Source organism: Rhodococcus sp. 05-2254-2, from assembly GCF_002259095.1.
Lineage (GTDB): Bacteria > Actinomycetota > Actinomycetes > Mycobacteriales > Mycobacteriaceae > Rhodococcoides.
Window position 1 is genome coordinate 673,761 of record NZ_NOZJ01000008.1, and the last position, 14,563, is coordinate 688,323.

General features: G+C 64.6%; 17 protein-coding genes. 9 read left to right on the forward strand and 8 right to left on the reverse strand.

Features of this window, described 5'->3' with window-relative positions:
- Positions 1-31: 31 nt before the first annotated feature.
- Positions 32-844 carry a MerR family transcriptional regulator gene (locus CH283_RS13320; RefSeq protein ID WP_094638371.1) on the forward strand — a complete coding sequence of 271 codons (813 nt, stop codon included), beginning with the start codon at positions 32-34 and terminating at the stop codon, positions 842-844.
- On the opposite strand, the gene CH283_RS13325 is transcribed toward CH283_RS13320, so the two are convergent.
- Positions 845-1,663 (reverse strand): DUF2786 domain-containing protein, encoded by an 819-nt coding sequence (locus tag CH283_RS13325; RefSeq protein ID WP_094638370.1) that lies wholly within the window; start codon positions 1,661-1,663, stop codon positions 845-847.
- Positions 1,664-1,852: 189 nt separating this feature from the next.
- On the opposite strand from CH283_RS13325, the gene CH283_RS13330 reads away from it, so the two are divergent.
- The 4 genes from CH283_RS13330 to CH283_RS28280 are packed head-to-tail and all read left to right on the forward strand — an operon-like array spanning position 1,853 to position 5,182.
- Entirely contained in the window at positions 1,853-3,133 is a 1,281-nt protein-coding gene (locus CH283_RS13330) for an ABC transporter substrate-binding protein (protein ID WP_094638369.1), read from the forward strand.
- Positions 3,134-3,147: 14 nt separating this feature from the next.
- A complete protein-coding gene (locus CH283_RS13335; protein WP_176460444.1) occupies positions 3,148-4,194 on the forward strand; it encodes a carbohydrate ABC transporter permease in 1,047 nt (348 codons plus the stop codon).
- On the forward strand, positions 4,191-5,012 hold the full coding sequence (locus CH283_RS13340; protein ID WP_068047507.1) for a carbohydrate ABC transporter permease: 822 nt from the start codon (positions 4,191-4,193) through the stop codon (positions 5,010-5,012). Before CH283_RS13335 ends, CH283_RS13340 begins: the two co-directional genes overlap by 4 nt.
- Positions 5,009-5,182, forward strand: coding sequence for a hypothetical protein (locus tag CH283_RS28280; protein WP_176460445.1), 174 nt, complete (start codon positions 5,009-5,011; stop codon positions 5,180-5,182). Before CH283_RS13340 ends, CH283_RS28280 begins: the two co-directional genes overlap by 4 nt.
- 3 nt (positions 5,183-5,185) lie before the next feature.
- Here the strand turns inward: CH283_RS28280 and CH283_RS13345 are convergent, their stop codons facing one another.
- The 4 genes from CH283_RS13345 to CH283_RS13360 all read right to left on the reverse strand — a co-directional run bounded on the left by CH283_RS13345 (position 5,186) and on the right by CH283_RS13360 (position 7,713).
- On the reverse strand, positions 5,186-5,911 hold the full coding sequence (locus CH283_RS13345) for a peroxiredoxin (protein ID WP_094638542.1): 726 nt from the start codon (positions 5,909-5,911) through the stop codon (positions 5,186-5,188).
- Between the two features lie 47 nt (positions 5,912-5,958).
- Positions 5,959-6,327 (reverse strand): DUF5313 family protein, encoded by a 369-nt coding sequence (locus CH283_RS13350; protein ID WP_094638368.1) that lies wholly within the window; start codon positions 6,325-6,327, stop codon positions 5,959-5,961.
- 88 nt (positions 6,328-6,415) lie between these two features.
- Entirely contained in the window at positions 6,416-7,303 is an 888-nt protein-coding gene (locus CH283_RS13355) for a LysR family transcriptional regulator (RefSeq protein WP_094638367.1), read from the reverse strand.
- Positions 7,294-7,713 (reverse strand): MmcQ/YjbR family DNA-binding protein, encoded by a 420-nt coding sequence (locus CH283_RS13360; protein ID WP_306437429.1) that lies wholly within the window; start codon positions 7,711-7,713, stop codon positions 7,294-7,296. Before CH283_RS13360 ends, CH283_RS13355 begins: the two co-directional genes overlap by 10 nt.
- A 108-nt stretch (positions 7,714-7,821) precedes the next feature.
- Between CH283_RS13360 and CH283_RS13365 the strand changes: the two genes are divergently transcribed.
- The gene (locus CH283_RS13365; RefSeq protein ID WP_068047527.1) at positions 7,822-8,172 is read left to right on the forward strand and encodes a nuclear transport factor 2 family protein; all 351 of its coding nucleotides are present in this window, start codon (positions 7,822-7,824) and stop codon (positions 8,170-8,172) included.
- A gap of 141 nt (positions 8,173-8,313) precedes the next feature.
- Here CH283_RS13365 and CH283_RS13370 read toward each other — a convergent pair whose 3' ends face one another.
- The gene (locus tag CH283_RS13370; RefSeq protein WP_032396939.1) at positions 8,314-9,396 is read right to left on the reverse strand and encodes an inositol-3-phosphate synthase; all 1,083 of its coding nucleotides are present in this window, start codon (positions 9,394-9,396) and stop codon (positions 8,314-8,316) included.
- Complete coding sequence (locus CH283_RS13375; protein ID WP_068047497.1) at positions 9,389-9,979, reverse strand: PadR family transcriptional regulator; 591 nt, start codon at positions 9,977-9,979, stop codon at positions 9,389-9,391. Before CH283_RS13375 ends, CH283_RS13370 begins: the two co-directional genes overlap by 8 nt.
- A gap of 121 nt (positions 9,980-10,100) precedes the next feature.
- On the opposite strand from CH283_RS13375, the gene CH283_RS13380 reads away from it, so the two are divergent.
- On the forward strand, positions 10,101-10,508 hold the full coding sequence (locus CH283_RS13380; protein ID WP_094638365.1) for a hypothetical protein: 408 nt from the start codon (positions 10,101-10,103) through the stop codon (positions 10,506-10,508).
- Positions 10,509-10,543: 35 nt separating this feature from the next.
- On the opposite strand, the gene CH283_RS13385 is transcribed toward CH283_RS13380, so the two are convergent.
- Positions 10,544-11,074, reverse strand: a complete 531-nt coding sequence (locus tag CH283_RS13385) for a GNAT family N-acetyltransferase (RefSeq protein WP_068047494.1) — start codon at positions 11,072-11,074, stop codon at positions 10,544-10,546.
- Positions 11,075-11,265: 191 nt separating this feature from the next.
- On the opposite strand from CH283_RS13385, the gene CH283_RS13390 reads away from it, so the two are divergent.
- On the forward strand, positions 11,266-11,697 hold the full coding sequence (locus tag CH283_RS13390; RefSeq protein ID WP_170944655.1) for a DUF5318 domain-containing protein: 432 nt from the start codon (positions 11,266-11,268) through the stop codon (positions 11,695-11,697).
- A gap of 243 nt (positions 11,698-11,940) precedes the next feature.
- On the forward strand, positions 11,941-14,508 hold the full coding sequence (locus tag CH283_RS13395) for a transglycosylase domain-containing protein (protein ID WP_373557621.1): 2,568 nt from the start codon (positions 11,941-11,943) through the stop codon (positions 14,506-14,508).
- The last annotated feature ends 55 nt before the right edge of the window (positions 14,509-14,563 follow it).

Consider the following 14,563-nt stretch of genomic DNA (forward strand, 5'->3'; position numbering starts at 1 on the left):
CTCCCGCAGGGGGAGGGGTCAGAATGTCGATATGAACGGTTTGTTGACGATCGGTGAGTTCTCTCGGATCACGCACCTGTCGGTCAAGACGCTGCGGCGCTATCACGAGTCGGGTCTGCTCGAGCCTGCGACCGTCGACGACTACTCCGGCTATCGGTACTACGACACCGATCAGGTTGCCACGGCGCAGGTCATCAGCCGGTTCCGCACCATGCAGATGCCCGAGCGTGAGGTGCGGGCGATCATGCACACCCCGGACCCCGACGCCCGAGCCCGACTGATCACCGAACACCTCACTCGGCTCGAGCGGCAGTTGGACGACACCCGATCAGCGGTCACGGCCCTGCGGCGACTCCTCGACCCGACGCCACCGACCATCGAGGTTCGACGCATCCTCACCGAAGAGTGCTCTGTCGCAGCAATTTCCGAGATGGTCGACGCGTCCGAGGTGCTGGACTGGTACTCCGACGCGATGGCCGAGATCGACGCAGCCGTTTCCGACAACACCGGACCACCGGGTGGGTTGTACGACAACGAGTTGTTCACCGAGGGGCGCGGGGCCATGACCGTCTATGTCCCCACCGCACATACGCTCTCTCTGAACAGAATTCGGCCGACGACGCTGCAGCCGACCGAACTCGCGGTGACGGTCCATCATGGGCCCCACGACGATATCGACGTCACCTACGGCGCTCTGGGGATTTACGTGGAGACCAACGGCCTGGCCATCGCGGGGCCGGTTCGTGAGGTCTACGCCGTCGGGCCGCGCGATACGGACGATTCGACGCAGTGGCGCACGGAAATCGGATGGCCGGTGTTCGCGGCATCGCCGCGAACTCGGTAGTCAGCGACCCAACTGCCGGCTCGCGGCGTCGATTTCGGCATGACCGCCGATCTTCGCGTTTCGCCCCGCTCGATCTCCGGCCTTTCGGGCACCCTCGGAGTAGCCGGCGTTCGCGCTCTGGCCGCGCCAGTGTCCGCGCGCGGTCGAGGTCTGTCGATAGTAGTCGCGCAGTTCGATCTCCTTGTTGCGCAACACAAGCGCCGTACCAGCGCCCTGCTGCTCCTGTGCGATGGCCTTCGCCTCGGTGTCCTTCTTCACGTCACCGAGTCGTTGACCGATGCGCGACGCGAATGCGGTCTGGAAGTTGAGCCGCGCCGTCACCGCAGCGACCGGCACTTCCTCCCGTCGGGTGTAGCGTCGGCGATTCTTGATCTCGGTGACGGTACGGATGGCCGTCTCGGATTTGTAGGCACCGGACTTGATGTACGCGTCGGAGGCTCGCACCATCTGGATCAGCAGCGAGGAGTAGAGGGCTTCGGTGGTCTCGATGTCGGAGTCGAAACCGTAGGCGAACACCTGCGTCGACGATCGGGACACATCGCATTGGACGTCGTTGGCGTGTGCGATGGACACGAACAGGTGCACGTAGGTCTTGAGTCCACGCTTGCCCGGTTCTCCGATGGGGATCACCTTCTGGCTGGGTGTCGCCCGCCGTTCCCGTGACGCGCTGTGCGAACGAGCCACTGCCAGATCGACCGACGCCGACGTGGCCAGACGCTGAGCTGCCTCCATGAAGGCCTCGGCCTCGTGTGGATTGTCGGTGGACTCGGCCTGGCGCAGCAGCCCGCCGATCCGCGTCAGCATCTTGTCCGAACTCATGAGCGAAAGGCTACCGGCCCCCTACGACACGTCCTGGTTGACCGATTCAGGAACGCGATAACGACCACTGCGCGGTGCGATGTGTGCCACAGTACCCATCGACATATGTGTCGGGGGGAGCATCACAGCGAGATTCTGCGTGCCCATCTCCGGGCACATACCACCGCGTAGAAGTAAGTGGAGAGAACAATGGCGTCTTTGATCACGAAGGTGGCGGTGGTTGCAACGGCAGCCACGCTGCTGACGCTCACCGGATGTTCGAGCGACAGCGGTTCGGGCGGTGATTCGGGTGCTGCATCCGAAAATGCCGACGGCCGTGGACCTATCACCTATGTAGAGGGCCAGGACACCACCGAGACCGGTGTCGTCCAGCAGATCATCTCGGAGTGGAACGCCAGCCACCCCGACGAGCAGGTCACCTTCAAGGAACAGTCCGCCGACGCCGATCAGGCCCACGACGACTTCGTCCAGCAGCTGCAGGCTCAGCAGAGCGATTACGACGTGATGGCACTCGACGTCGTCTGGACCGCCGAGTTCGCGGCCAAGGGCTGGCTCGTGCCGCTCGAGGGCGAATTCGCGCTCGACAACGCAGGCGTTCTGCCCGCGACCGTCGCCAGCGCGACCTACAACGGCACGCAGTACGCCGCACCGAAGAACACCAACGGTGGACTGCTCTACTACCGCAGTGATCTGCTCCCCGAGGCGCCCACGACCTGGGCCGAGCTCACCGAGGACTGCCAGGTCGCCCGGGACAACAACATCGACTGCTACGCGGGGCAATTCGCCCCGTACGAAGGTCTGACGGCCAACGCGTCGGAGATCATCAACGCGCACGGCGGATCCATCGTGGCCGAGGACGGCAAGACCCCCACCGTCGACAGCCCGGAGGCGAGGGCAGGACTGCAGACCCTCGTCACCGCGTTCGAGACCGGCGTCATCCCGGCTCAGGACACCACGTTCAAGGAGTCCGAGAGCCAGCAGGCATTCCAGGACGGTCAGACCTTGTTCCTGCGTAACTGGCCGTACGTCTACGGCACCGCGGCCGAGGAAGGATCGACTGTGGCCGGAAAGTACTCGGTCGCACCGCTTCCCGGAGTCACCGGAGTCGGCACCTCGACGCTCGGCGGATACAACGCCGCGATCAGCGCGTACTCCGAGAACAAGGCCACCGCTGCCGACTTCCTGCGATTCCTGCAGGGCGAGCAGGCTCAGCGCATCATCGCCGAGGGTGCACTGCCGCCCGTGCTCGCATCGCTGTACGACGACCCCGCCCTGATCGCCGCGATGCCGTACCTTCCCGCACTGAAGGAATCCATCGAGAATGCAGTTCCGCGTCCCGTGACCCCGTTCTACCCGGCCGTGTCGAAGGCCGTGCAGGACAACGTGTCTGCCGCGATCAAGGGTGAGAAGAACGTCGACCAGGCGATCACGGACATGCAGGCCGGCATCGAAACCGCCGGCGCCAACTGATTTCGGGAGAACCAATGGCTGTACCTGCTGGTGTGACCAGTGGGGCCGGCGCAACCACCGCGGCCGGGGGCTCGTCCCCCGGCCGCGGTCGGCATGTGCGGTCCAAGAACAAGCGTTTCGGCCTGACGCCTGGTCGGGCGTGGCTGCTGATCGCACCGACGCTGGTGATCCTCGCGATCGTCATCGTCTACCCGGTCGTTCGAGCTCTGGTGATGTCGTTCTCGAAGGATCCCGGTCTCGATCCGGCCACCGGCATGTTCGTCTCCGGTGGCTCTGCGGGTTTCGCCAATTACACGCATTGGATACTGCAGCAATGCACGTCGGCGTCGGGCACGCTGGTGCCCTGCCCGCCGGGAACTCTCGGTTCTCAGTTCTGGGGCGCGGTCGGCAACACCGCGTTCTTCACCGTCGTGACGGTGTCCATCGAGGTTGTCATCGGCTTCGCCATGGCCGTGATCATGGGCAAGACCTTCGCCGGACGGGCCCTGCTGCGCGCCGCGATCCTGATCCCGTGGGCCATCCCGACGGCGGTGACGGCCAAGCTCTGGTACTTCATCTTCGCGTACGACGGTATCGCCAATCGCATTCTGGGAACGAACATTCTGTGGACCGGTGACGCGTGGCCGGCGCGTTTCGCGGTCATCATCGCCGATGTCTGGAAGACGACGCCGTTCATGGCTCTGCTGATCCTGGCCGGGCTACAGATGATCCCGGCGGACGTCTACGAGGCAGCTCGCGTCGACGGCGCGTCGGCGTGGCAGCGTTTCACCAAGATCACGCTGCCACTGGTCAAGCCCGCGCTGATGGTCGCAATTCTGTTCCGCACCATGGACGCGCTGCGGATGTACGACCTTCCCGCCATCCTCACCGAAGGCAATCCCGCCACGCGAACCATCTCGATCCTGGTGGTGGAGCAGATCCGGCAGGGATTCAACAGCGCTGCGGCACTGTCGACCATCTCGTTCGTCATGATCTTCGTAGTGGCGTTCATTTTGGTCAAGTTCCTCGGTGCCAATGCCGTTGCCACGCAGGACACTCAGCGTAAGGGGGCCGGCCGATGAAGCAGGCCCGCATCTATCTCGGCGTCGTCGTCATTCTCGTCTGGGGGCTGGCACCGTTCTACTGGATGGTCGTCACCGCGTTCCGCGACCCGCGCTACACCTTCGACACGACGCCGTGGCCGACGCATGTCACGTGGGAAAATTTCGAAAATGCCCTGTCGACCGCGAACGGCAACAACTTTCTGCGGGCGGTGGGCAACAGCCTCATCGTCGGCGGAGCGACCACGCTGATCGCGCTGACCATCGGTATCTTCACTGCGTATGCACTCTCGCGCATCGACTTTCGCTTCAAGTACGTGGTGACGGGCATCATTCTGGGAGCCTCGATGTTCCCGGTCGTCGCGCTGGTCACCCCGCTGTTCCAGTTCTTCACCAACATCGGATGGATCGGCAGCTATCAGGCCATGATCATCCCGAACATCTCGTTCGTACTGCCATTGACGATCTACACGCTGGCGGCGTTCTTCGCCGAATTGCCCTGGGAGCTAGAAGAAGCCGCCCGGATCGACGGCGCCGGACGCTTCCAGGCCTTCCGATTGGTGATGCTTCCACTTGCCGCACCTGCCCTGTTCACCACCGCCATCCTCGCGTTCATCGCAGCGGTGAACGAGTACCTGCTGGCGAGTCAGCTCTCGAGTGACAGCACCGAGCCGGTGACCGTGGCCATCGCGCGGTTCACCGGCAACGATCCGCTCGTGGTGCCGTATGCGGCAATCATGGCCGCCGGGACCATCGTGGCCATCCCGCTGGTGATCATGGTGCTGCTGTTCCAACGCCGCATCATCTCGGGCTTGACCGCAGGCGGCGTCAAGTCGTGACGGCACAGGATCATCTGCAGCTGCTGGCGGGCATTCTGGGATTCTTCGCGCTGGTGGCGCTCGGGTTCGCTGTCGCCGGGATCATCGGAGGTGATCCCGGCGTACTGCCGTCGCTGGCGCTGCTGGGTCTGCTTGTCGCACTGTGGTTCACCGTCAAGAAGATTCGCTGACTCTCAGCGTGCGCGGATGGCACCTTCGATGTCTTCTGCACTGATCGACCGTGTGCAGAAGAACCAATCCTGGCATTCCACGTCGGAATCGGCACCGTCCATTCGGTCCGCGGCAGTACCGCACGAACCGGCCGGTGGCACGATGACCGGGTCGCCCGGGCGCCAATCTGCCGGCGTCGCAACGTCGAATGCGTCTGCGGTCTGCAGTGCCTTGATCAGACGCAGGATCTCGTCGAAGTTCCGACCGGTGCTCAGCGGGTAGTAGATGACTGCGCGCACCACACTCTTCGGGTCCACGACGAACACCGCCCGCACTGCCTTCGACGAGCTCTCGCCGGGCATGATCATGCCGTACGCCCGGGCGATGTCCATCGAGATGTCCTCGACCAGAGGGAATTCGACCTCAACACCGGACATCCCGTTGAAACTGATCTTGTCCTTGATCGTGCGCAACCACGCTATATGGCTGTACAGACCATCGATCGACAGGCCGACCAATTCGGTGTTGTAGTCACGCAATTCGTTTGCCATCGAGGCAAAGGTGATGAACTCACTGGTGCAGACGGGTGTGAAATCTGCGGGGTGCGAGAAGAAAATTACCCATTTTCCGCGGTAGTCGGCGGGAAAATCGATGGGCCCTTGCGTGGTGAGTGCAGTGAACGACGGCGCGCGGTCTCCGATTCGTGGCTTTCCGACATCGGTCGCGGGCTCTGTCGGGGTGCTGGTCATGGTTGCCTCGTCCTGTGCTGTTTTCGTTCGAATATCGGGTGTGGTGGTCACGGGTGCCTGTAGTTGGCCTCGTAGGTTCTGCGGTCGCGTTCCGCACTGGGCGTAGCGCGTGGAATCGAGGCTGCGTCGATCCCGTGTTGCCCGAGCCGGAACGCGCGATAGATCAGATGCAGTGCGGAGGCGAAGTAGACGACCGGGACGAAGATCAGCATCATCATCAGACCCGCAATCCAGTTCGGCCCTGGAAACAGGAGGAACAGCAAGAGCACGGCGGCCAGTGGAACGAGGAATCGGGCCAGATAGCGCGGAATGGATCCACGTCCGGTCAGGTCGTGGAGGACCCAATCCCGTAGGTCGTCCGGGAGGACGCCGCCGACGTCGAAGCGAAGACGCTGACCGAAGGTGGGAGTTTTCATGTCTTCGACCGTAGGTTCGCAGGTGCGCCCGGCACTGGGGTAGGAAGTCCCGACCTGTGCGCCGAACGACTCCGGTTATCGATCCGGTTCAGATCGCGGTGGAACCGAAGGCATCCAGCGTCATCGAGACCAACCTCGCCGACGCGGCGTTCGGTTTCGGGGTCCAGACGAGAGCCAACAGCGCTGCTGTGGTCGAGTCCGCCAGCTCCACCACAGTCAGTCGATCGCCGTAGGTATCGAGCATCGATGCGCTCAGAATTGCCACCCCTAGGCCGCGTGCAGCGAGGTCGGCGACTGTGTCGGGAGCGCTGGCCTGCAACGGGATCGACGGCGGCAGCCCCGCTCCGGCGCAGTCACGGTCGAACACCGCCCGCACTCCGGTACCCACGGGAAGCGAGACGACCGGGTAGTGATTCACCTGAGCCAACGTCGCCCGCTCGAGCGATGCCAACGGATGGTTCGGTGCCACGGCCGCGCAGATTCGTTCCTCGATGATCACCATCGATTCCAGTCCGTCGGGGGCCCGAGCCGCGACGCCGACCAGTGCGAGATCCAGTTCCCCTGAGCGCACATCGGCTACCAAACGATCCGAATTCCCCTCCTGCAGAGCAAGTTCGACGCCGGGATACGCCGAACGGAAGCGGGCCAACGCGTCGAACAGTTGTGGGACGGTGCACGCGGTCACCATGCCGATCCGTACCGATCCGCGTAGAAGTCCGGCAACATCGTCGATGGATTGCCGAACCGAGTCGGCGGCGGCCAGAGTCGCACGGGCGTGTGTCAGCGCGGCCTGGCCTGCGGTGGTCAATGTTGCTGTACCGCCGGATCTGTCGATCAGTTCGGCACCGAGTTCTCGTTCGAGCGCGCGGATCTGGGCGCTGACGCCGGATTGGCTGATGTGAACTCGGGCAGCGGCGCGGGTGAAGTTCGCTTCCTCGGCCACCGCGACGAAGTACTCCAGCTGCCTCAGTTCCACTGCTGGACACCCAGATTCGGACCCTCACCGGCATCGAGTCTGGCGACGTTGCGCTTCGGGGCAGTCAAGCGGTAGCTGCAGTCGATCAGTTCGGCGGCCTCGGCCCAGACGTCGTCGTCGGCGTCGGAGAGGTCGAAGCCCACCCAGCCGGCCGGTCCGAGGTAGGCGGGGTGGAAGTACCGGGGTTCGAGCTCGCAGGCACGCTGTTCCTCGGCGCTCTCGCATTTGACCAGGATCGAGAGGTCGTGTTGGTCGCCGCCTTTGACGCCACCGCCGAAGTACACGAAGACCGAGGACGTGCGGAAGGTAGGCCGTCCATGGGAGATCTTCTCGGACACCTCGGGATAGGCGAAGGCCAGCGCGCGGACGCGTTCGAGGACCGGATGCTTGGACGTGGGATCGATGGCCACCAGCACACGATAGCGCGCTAGCTTCAGCTGCGGCTATGAGTAGAACTTCTGATGGTCATCGGAAGAAACTGTTGGACTTCTGACCCGGTGCGCTCGAGACTCGAGGTCATGACACGGACACCGAAAGAAGTTGCCGCAACCTACTTCGAGGCCTGGAAAAGCAAAGATTTCGACACTCTGGCGTCGATCCTGCACGAGGACGCGACATTCCGGGGACCACTGGGCACAGCGGCCAACGGCGCGGAATGTGTGGCGGGATTGAAAGGAATGTCGGAGATCGTCACCGACATCGATATCACCCACGTCTTCGTGGACGGCCCCAACGTACTGACGTGGTTCGATCTGCACACGTCGATCGCCTCCCCGGCAAGCACCGCCAATTGGCAGCGAATCGAGGACGGAACAATCAGGGAAATCCGGGTGACATTTGATCCACGAGAAATCACCGCGGCCGGATAGACGAACGCCCACCGGTCCACTCGATGTGACATTCAGTGACCTTTTCGGGGGTCAATGTCACATCGAGTGGACCGGCGGGCGGGGGCAGTGGCGCGGATGAGTGCAGTCGCAGGCACTCAGTCACACCACTGCCGCAGGCATTTATGCGTCGATGATGAACGCTTCCAGCTGCTCGCGGGCGACGTCGTCGGCCAGCTGCTTCGGGGGGCTCTTCATCAGGTAGGCCGAAGCCGGGATGACCGGTCCACCGATTCCGCGGTCCTTGGCGATTTTCGCGGCGCGGACTGCGTCGATGATGACGCCTGCGGAGTTGGGCGAGTCCCATACTTCGAGCTTGTACTCGAGGCTCAGGGGAACGTCACCGAAGGCGCGGCCTTCGAGGCGGACGTAGGCCCACTTGCGGTCGTCGAGCCAGCCGACGTGGTCGGACGGTCCGATGTGGACGTCCTTGGCGTTGAATTCCTTCTGCAGGTTCGACGTGACGGCCTGGGTCTTGGAGATCTTCTTCGACTCGAGGCGGGTGCGCTCGAGCATGTTGAGGAAGTCCATGTTGCCGCCGACGTTGAGCTGCATGGTGCGGTCGAGCTGCACGCCGCGGTCTTCGAAGAGCTTGGCCATGACGCGGTGGGTGATGGTGGCACCGACCTGGCTCTTGATGTCGTCGCCGACGATGGGGACGCCTGCGTCCTCGAACTTCTTGGCCCAGACGGGATCCGAGGCGATGAAGACGGGCAGCGCGTTGACGAAGGCGACGCCTGCATCGATGGCGGCCTGTGCGTAGAACTTGTCGGCTTCTTCGGATCCGACGGGGAGGTAGGACACGAGCACGTCCACCTTGGCGTCGCGCAGGGCCTGCGCTACGTCGACGGCGTCGCCGTCGGCCTCGGTGATGGTCTCGCGGTAGTACTTGCCGAGGCCGTCGAGGGTCGGTCCGCGGAGGACGTGGACGTCCTTCGGGGGTACGTCGGCGATCTTGATGGTGTTGTTCTCGCTGGAGAAGATGGCCTCGGAGAGATCGAAGCCGACCTTCTTGGCGTCCACGTCGAACGCGGCGACGAACTCGACGTCGCGGACGTGGTACTTGCCGAACATGACGTGCATGAGGCCGGGGACGGTGGCGTTCTCGTCCGCGTCCTTGTAGTACTCGACACCCTGGACCAGGGATGAGGCGCAGTTGCCCACACCCACAATGGCCACGCGGATTGCGTTGTTGTTCTCACCCATGGTCGGGTTCTCCTTCTGTCTTGACTGTCCTGTTTGGTGCTGTGCGGGACGGTGCTGGGTTGGGGTCGGCCTGCTCGGCTGCGATGACTTCGTTGAGCCAGCGCACCTCGCGTTCGCTCGATTCGAGACCGAGCTGATGTAGCTGCCGGGTGTAGCGGTCGAGTGTCCCGTTCGCCTTGGCCACAGCGTCGCGGAGGCCTTCTCGGCGCTCCTCGACCTGGCGACGTCTGCCTTCGAGAATGCGGACTCGAGCTTCCGCGGGAGTCCGACTGAAGAAGGCAAGATGTACGCCGAATCCGTCGTCGGTGTAGTTCTGCGGTCCGGTGTCGGCCACCAGTTCGGCAAATCGTTCCCTGCCGAGCGGGGTGAGCTGATACACCCGTTTTGCTCGTCTCTTCACGAGCAAGTCGGGACCGGCGTCCTCGGCGATGAGACCGTCGGTTTGTAGTCGACGGAGTGCCGGGTACAGCGATCCGTACGAAAACGCTCGAAAAGCTCCGAGCAGGCCGGTCAGCCGCTTGCGGAGCTCGTAACCGTGCATGGGTGATTCGAGAAGCAGTCCGAGAATTGCGAGCTCGAGCATGCAACTCCCCCTTCTCGAATCCAACGATCACATCATGACGATGCGATTGACCGCACTATCGAAGAATGTATCGCGCCGATACATATTCTGACAACTCGGCCGTGCACGTATCGTGCGACACATGACCCCGGTCGACGCGCTTCTCGCCGCCGCGGCCCTCCACCTGGGCTTTCAGATGGTGGTGACCGGCGTCGTCTATCCGGCGCTGGCGGAGGTTCCGGACGAAGACTGGTCGCGTGCCCACGACGCGCACTCGCGTCGGATAACCCTCGTCGTCGGGCCGGTCTACGGACTGCTCGCTGCTGCGTGTCTGTGGGTGTTGGTGTCCGGGCCGATCGATGCGGTTGTCTTGACGAGCATCGGCGGCGCGGCGGTCTCGGCGTCGGCGACTGCCTTCGTGGCTGCCCCCACCCATGGCGAACTGGGGCGTGCGGGACGCAACGAACACCTGATGAGTCGGCTGCGATCGGCGGACCGCGTACGTCTCTGCGGTGCAGTGGTGTGTGCGTTTTTTGCACTGTCGGCGTGACCGAGCGCGGGTGAACGTGCACGTGGCCAGTCGGCTCAGCGAGACGGTGCCACCATCAGCACGGCATCGACTCGATACTCGCCCCACTGCTGCGCAGACGTCCCGATCTGTTGCCACCCTCGCCTGCGGTAGAAGCCGAGGGCGGCGCTACTCGGCTCGACGAGCAGAACCGCCACGCGCCCTGCATCGCGCGCAGCATCGATCGCGTGTGCAAGCAGAGTCGTTCCACTGCCCGGTACGGAACCGTCGGTGACCAAGCGCGACACCACAGCGAGTCGATCAGCAGCCACCCCCGTTGCTCGCCGCCACTGCGCGCTTGCGTCGTCCGCGCCGGGATCGGTTCCCGGTGCTGCCGTCGAGTGCAGCGCGACATGGCCGACGACGGCGTCGTCGGACTCGGCCACCCAGGCCGCGAGTTCGTTCGGTGGGGCAAGCCAGTCGGCTCGCACCGCCGCTGCGCGCACGGGATAACGGTGTAATTCGTGCGCACGTTGCAGGATGGGCAGGAGAGTGGTCAGGTCGCCGTGTCGTCGGGGGCGCACGTGGATTCCCGATGTGGCCGACATGCGAGCAAGTGTAGGGACCGGAGCTCACACCGAATCGACGTCGGTGCGATCTGCGTCTCTCGCCTGCGTCGAGGGGCAGACCGCGTCGGCACAGGTGGAGCGTAGTTTCCGAGGGCCGAAATGGGCCCTGCTCGCCGTCGAGGCGGGGTTCGCAGGTCCGCATCGGAGGGGCCGCACGTACTCTGGTCCTCGTGCGACTTCAGCGACAGGTGGTGGACTACGCCCTTCAGCGTCGGTCGCTGCTGGCCGAGGTGTACTCCGGAAGGACGGGCGTCGCAGCGGTCTGTGATGCGGATCCGTACCTTCTTCGCGCCGCCAAGTTCCACGGACGTGGCAGCGATGTGGTGTGCCCCATCTGCCGCAAGGAGCAGCTCACGCTGGTGTCCTGGGTGTTCGGTGAGAAGCTCGGGGCACTGTCCGGGTCGGCGAGAACGGCGGACGAACTCGTCCGTCTCGCGGCGACCCAGGAGGAGTTCTCGGTCCACGTGGTCGAGGTGTGTAGGTCGTGCAGCTGGAACCACCTCGTCCAGTCCTATGTCCTCGGGGCCGTCCCCGCGCCCAAGCAACCCCGTCGTCCGCGATCGGGTTCCCGTCAACCGAACCGTCGAACAGCGAGTGAGTGACACAATCGCTCAGCTGATCCCATCCACCGAGAATTCGACGCGGCCGCCGAAATTACTGGAGATTCGTACGTGAGTTCCCCCTACGACAACAATCCGGGTAGCAACGAACCGGGCCGTAGCGACTCCGGACGGCGTCCCGACGTGCCCGGGCCGCCGCGCGGCAGCCGCCATTCCGACCCACCCGGGCGTCGCCCGGTACCTCCTCCCGGCCAGCGTCCGATGCCGCCGCAGGGCCGTCCCCCGATGCCTCCGCCCGGCCAGCGACCGGTACCCCCTCCCGGCCAGCGACCGGGACCTCCTCCCGGTCAGCGTCCGATGCCGCCGCAGGGTCGTCCTCCCATGCCTCCTCCCGGCCAGCGACCCGGTCCCCCTCCCGGTCAGCGTCCGATGCCCCCGCAGGGCCGCCCTCCCATGCCCCCGCAGGGCCGACCCGCTCAGGGCAGGCCACCGGTGGATCCGGTGAGTGGACGTCCCGCGGGTGAGCGTCCCTACGGCGAACGTCGGTACGGAGAGCCGCCCATCGCGCCTCTTGTGCGATCCGCCGCCTCGACGGGCGTGACTCGGTCCGGCGCTGTGCCACCACCCCACGAACCGAACGATCCATCAGTTCTTTCCTCGGGCAGCGAACCGCCCGAGCCGCCCGAAAGAGGTCCCGCCGCGAAAACGAAGAAGAAGTCCAAGTGGCGGGTCGTTCGACGCACGATGTATGCGTTGATCGCCCTGGGTCTGATCGTGCCGATCCTGGCGTTCATGGTGGCCTACACCGTCGAGGACGTGCCGCGTCCCGGCGACATCAGAACCAACCAGGTCGCCACGATCTTCGCGGCCGACGGCTCGAGTGTGCTCGGCAAGGTGGTGCCACCCGAGGGCAACCGCACCGACGTGACGATCGATCAGATCCCGGAGCACGTGCGCAACGCCGTTCTCTCGGCCGAGGATCGCGACTTCTACTCCAATCCGGGATTCTCGGTGACCGGTTTCGGCCGGGCTCTGCGTGACAACGTGCTCGGACGCGACAGTGCCGGCGGTGGCTCGACCATCACCCAGCAGTACGTCAAGAACGCGCTGGTCGGCAACGATCGGACGCTGACCCGAAAGATGCGTGAGCTCGTCATCTCCTCGAAGATGGCGCGGCAGTGGTCCAAGGACGACATTCTTGCGGCGTACCTGAACACCATCTACTTCGGTCGCGGTGCCTACGGCATCGCCGCCGCGTCGACGGCGTACTTCGGCAAGTCCGTCGACCAGCTGTCGGTGGAGGAGGGTGCCGTTCTCGCCTCCGTCATCCAGCAACCCTCCAATCTCGATCCCGAGTTCAACCCCACCGGCGCGCAAGCGCGTTGGGACTACGTGCTCGACGGCATGGTCTCCCAGGGTCAGCTCGATGCGACCCAGCGGGCGTCGATGATGTTCCCGGCGGTGGTCCCGAGCGCGCAGGTCGACACCGGTGATGCTCAGGATGCCGGGCCGGACGGCTTGATCAAGGCCCAGGTGCTGCGAGAGTTGTCGGCGGTGGGTATCAGTGACCAGGACCTCAATACCGAGGGGCTGCAGATCACCACGACCATCGACCCGAACGCCCAGGCGGCCGCGGTCGAGGCCGTGAACAGCAACATGGAGGGCGAGCCCTCGGAGCTGAGGACGGCGTCGGTGTCGATCGATCCACGCACCGGCGCGGTCCGCTCGTACTACGGCGGTGCGGACGGTCGAGGATTCGACTTCGCCCAGTCCGGCTTGCAGACCGGATCCTCGTTCAAGGTGTTCGGTCTGGCCGCCGCGCTGGATCAGGGCATTCCGCTGTCGAAGATGTACGACAGCTCCCCGCTCGACGTCAACGGCATCGAGATCAGCAATGTCGAGGGCGCTTCCTGTGGAACGTGCACCATCGCCGAGGCGCTGAAGCGTTCACTGAACACCAGCTTCTACCGGATGATGCTCAGCATGGACAACGGTCCGCAGGCCATCGCGGACATGGCACACAAGCTCGGCATCCCGCAGGAGATCGAGGGCGTCGGACCCACCCTCACCGAGCCCGACAACGCGGGCCCCAACTACGGAGTCGTGCTCGGCCAGTACCAGTCTCGCGTCATCGACATGGCTTCGGCCTACGCGACATTGGCTGCGTCCGGCGTTTATCACACTCCGCACTTCGTGCAGAAGGTCGTCACCGCCGACGGCACCGTGCTGCTCGACCGGGCTCCCGAAGCCGGCCAGCAGGTCGTCTCGGCTGCGGTTGCGGACAACGTGACCTCGGCGATGCGTCCGATCGCCGGCTACTCCAACGGTCACAACCTCGCCGGCGGTCGCCAGTCGGCAGCCAAGACCGGTACCGCTCAGCTCGGAGACACCGGTCAGAACAAGGATGCCTGGATGGTCGGCTACACGCCGTCGCTGTCCACTGCCGTCTGGGTGGGCACCGAGCAGGGTCTGCCGCTCGAGAACAGTTACGGCGGACCGATCTACGGATCGGGCCTACCGTCGGACATCTGGAAAGACACGATGGACGGCACGTTGGACGGCACCTCGAACGAGACCTTCCCGACGCCCGAGGCCATCGCGGGTCAGGCCGGTGTGCCGCAGTACTCGGCACCCGCTCCGGCGACGACGGTGGCACCATCGACAGCTCCGCCGCAGGTGACCCTGCCGATTCCGACGGAGATCTCGCCGCCGGTAGTCATCACTCCGCGGCAGGTCGAGATTCTGCCCGGCGTGACCATTCCGCTTCCCGGACTGGCACCGGCGCAGCCCGCGGAACCCGAACCGGCGGCACCCGAACCGGCAGCGCCCGAACCGGCAGCGCCCGGGCAGTAGCGACGCGGCGGTGACGACCGAACCCGACCGCAAGGGTCGAGCCGTGGCGAGCCCC

Excerpts from the sequence above, each read along its gene's own strand:
- CH283_RS13335 (WP_176460444.1), top strand. The coding sequence starts at position 3,148 with ATGGCTGTACCTGCTGGTGTGACCAGTGGGGCCGGCGCAACCACCGCG.
- CH283_RS13385 (WP_068047494.1), bottom strand. The coding sequence starts at position 11,074 with ATGTCGGCCACATCGGGAATCCACGTGCGCCCCCGACGACACGGCGAC.
- CH283_RS13330 (WP_094638369.1), top strand. The coding sequence starts at position 1,853 with ATGGCGTCTTTGATCACGAAGGTGGCGGTGGTTGCAACGGCAGCCACG.
- CH283_RS13365 (WP_068047527.1), top strand. The coding sequence starts at position 7,822 with ATGACACGGACACCGAAAGAAGTTGCCGCAACCTACTTCGAGGCCTGG.
- CH283_RS13395 (WP_373557621.1), top strand. The coding sequence starts at position 11,941 with ATGCCTCCGCCCGGCCAGCGACCGGTACCCCCTCCCGGCCAGCGACCG.
- CH283_RS13370 (WP_032396939.1), bottom strand. The coding sequence starts at position 9,396 with ATGGGTGAGAACAACAACGCAATCCGCGTGGCCATTGTGGGTGTGGGC.
- CH283_RS13340 (WP_068047507.1), top strand. The coding sequence starts at position 4,191 with ATGAAGCAGGCCCGCATCTATCTCGGCGTCGTCGTCATTCTCGTCTGG.
- CH283_RS13345 (WP_094638542.1), bottom strand. The coding sequence starts at position 5,911 with ATGACCAGCACCCCGACAGAGCCCGCGACCGATGTCGGAAAGCCACGA.
- CH283_RS13375 (WP_068047497.1), bottom strand. The coding sequence starts at position 9,979 with ATGCTCGAGCTCGCAATTCTCGGACTGCTTCTCGAATCACCCATGCAC.
- CH283_RS13380 (WP_094638365.1), top strand. The coding sequence starts at position 10,101 with ATGACCCCGGTCGACGCGCTTCTCGCCGCCGCGGCCCTCCACCTGGGC.
- CH283_RS13325 (WP_094638370.1), bottom strand. The coding sequence starts at position 1,663 with ATGAGTTCGGACAAGATGCTGACGCGGATCGGCGGGCTGCTGCGCCAG.
- CH283_RS13350 (WP_094638368.1), bottom strand. The coding sequence starts at position 6,327 with ATGAAAACTCCCACCTTCGGTCAGCGTCTTCGCTTCGACGTCGGCGGC.
- CH283_RS13320 (WP_094638371.1), top strand. The coding sequence starts at position 32 with ATGAACGGTTTGTTGACGATCGGTGAGTTCTCTCGGATCACGCACCTG.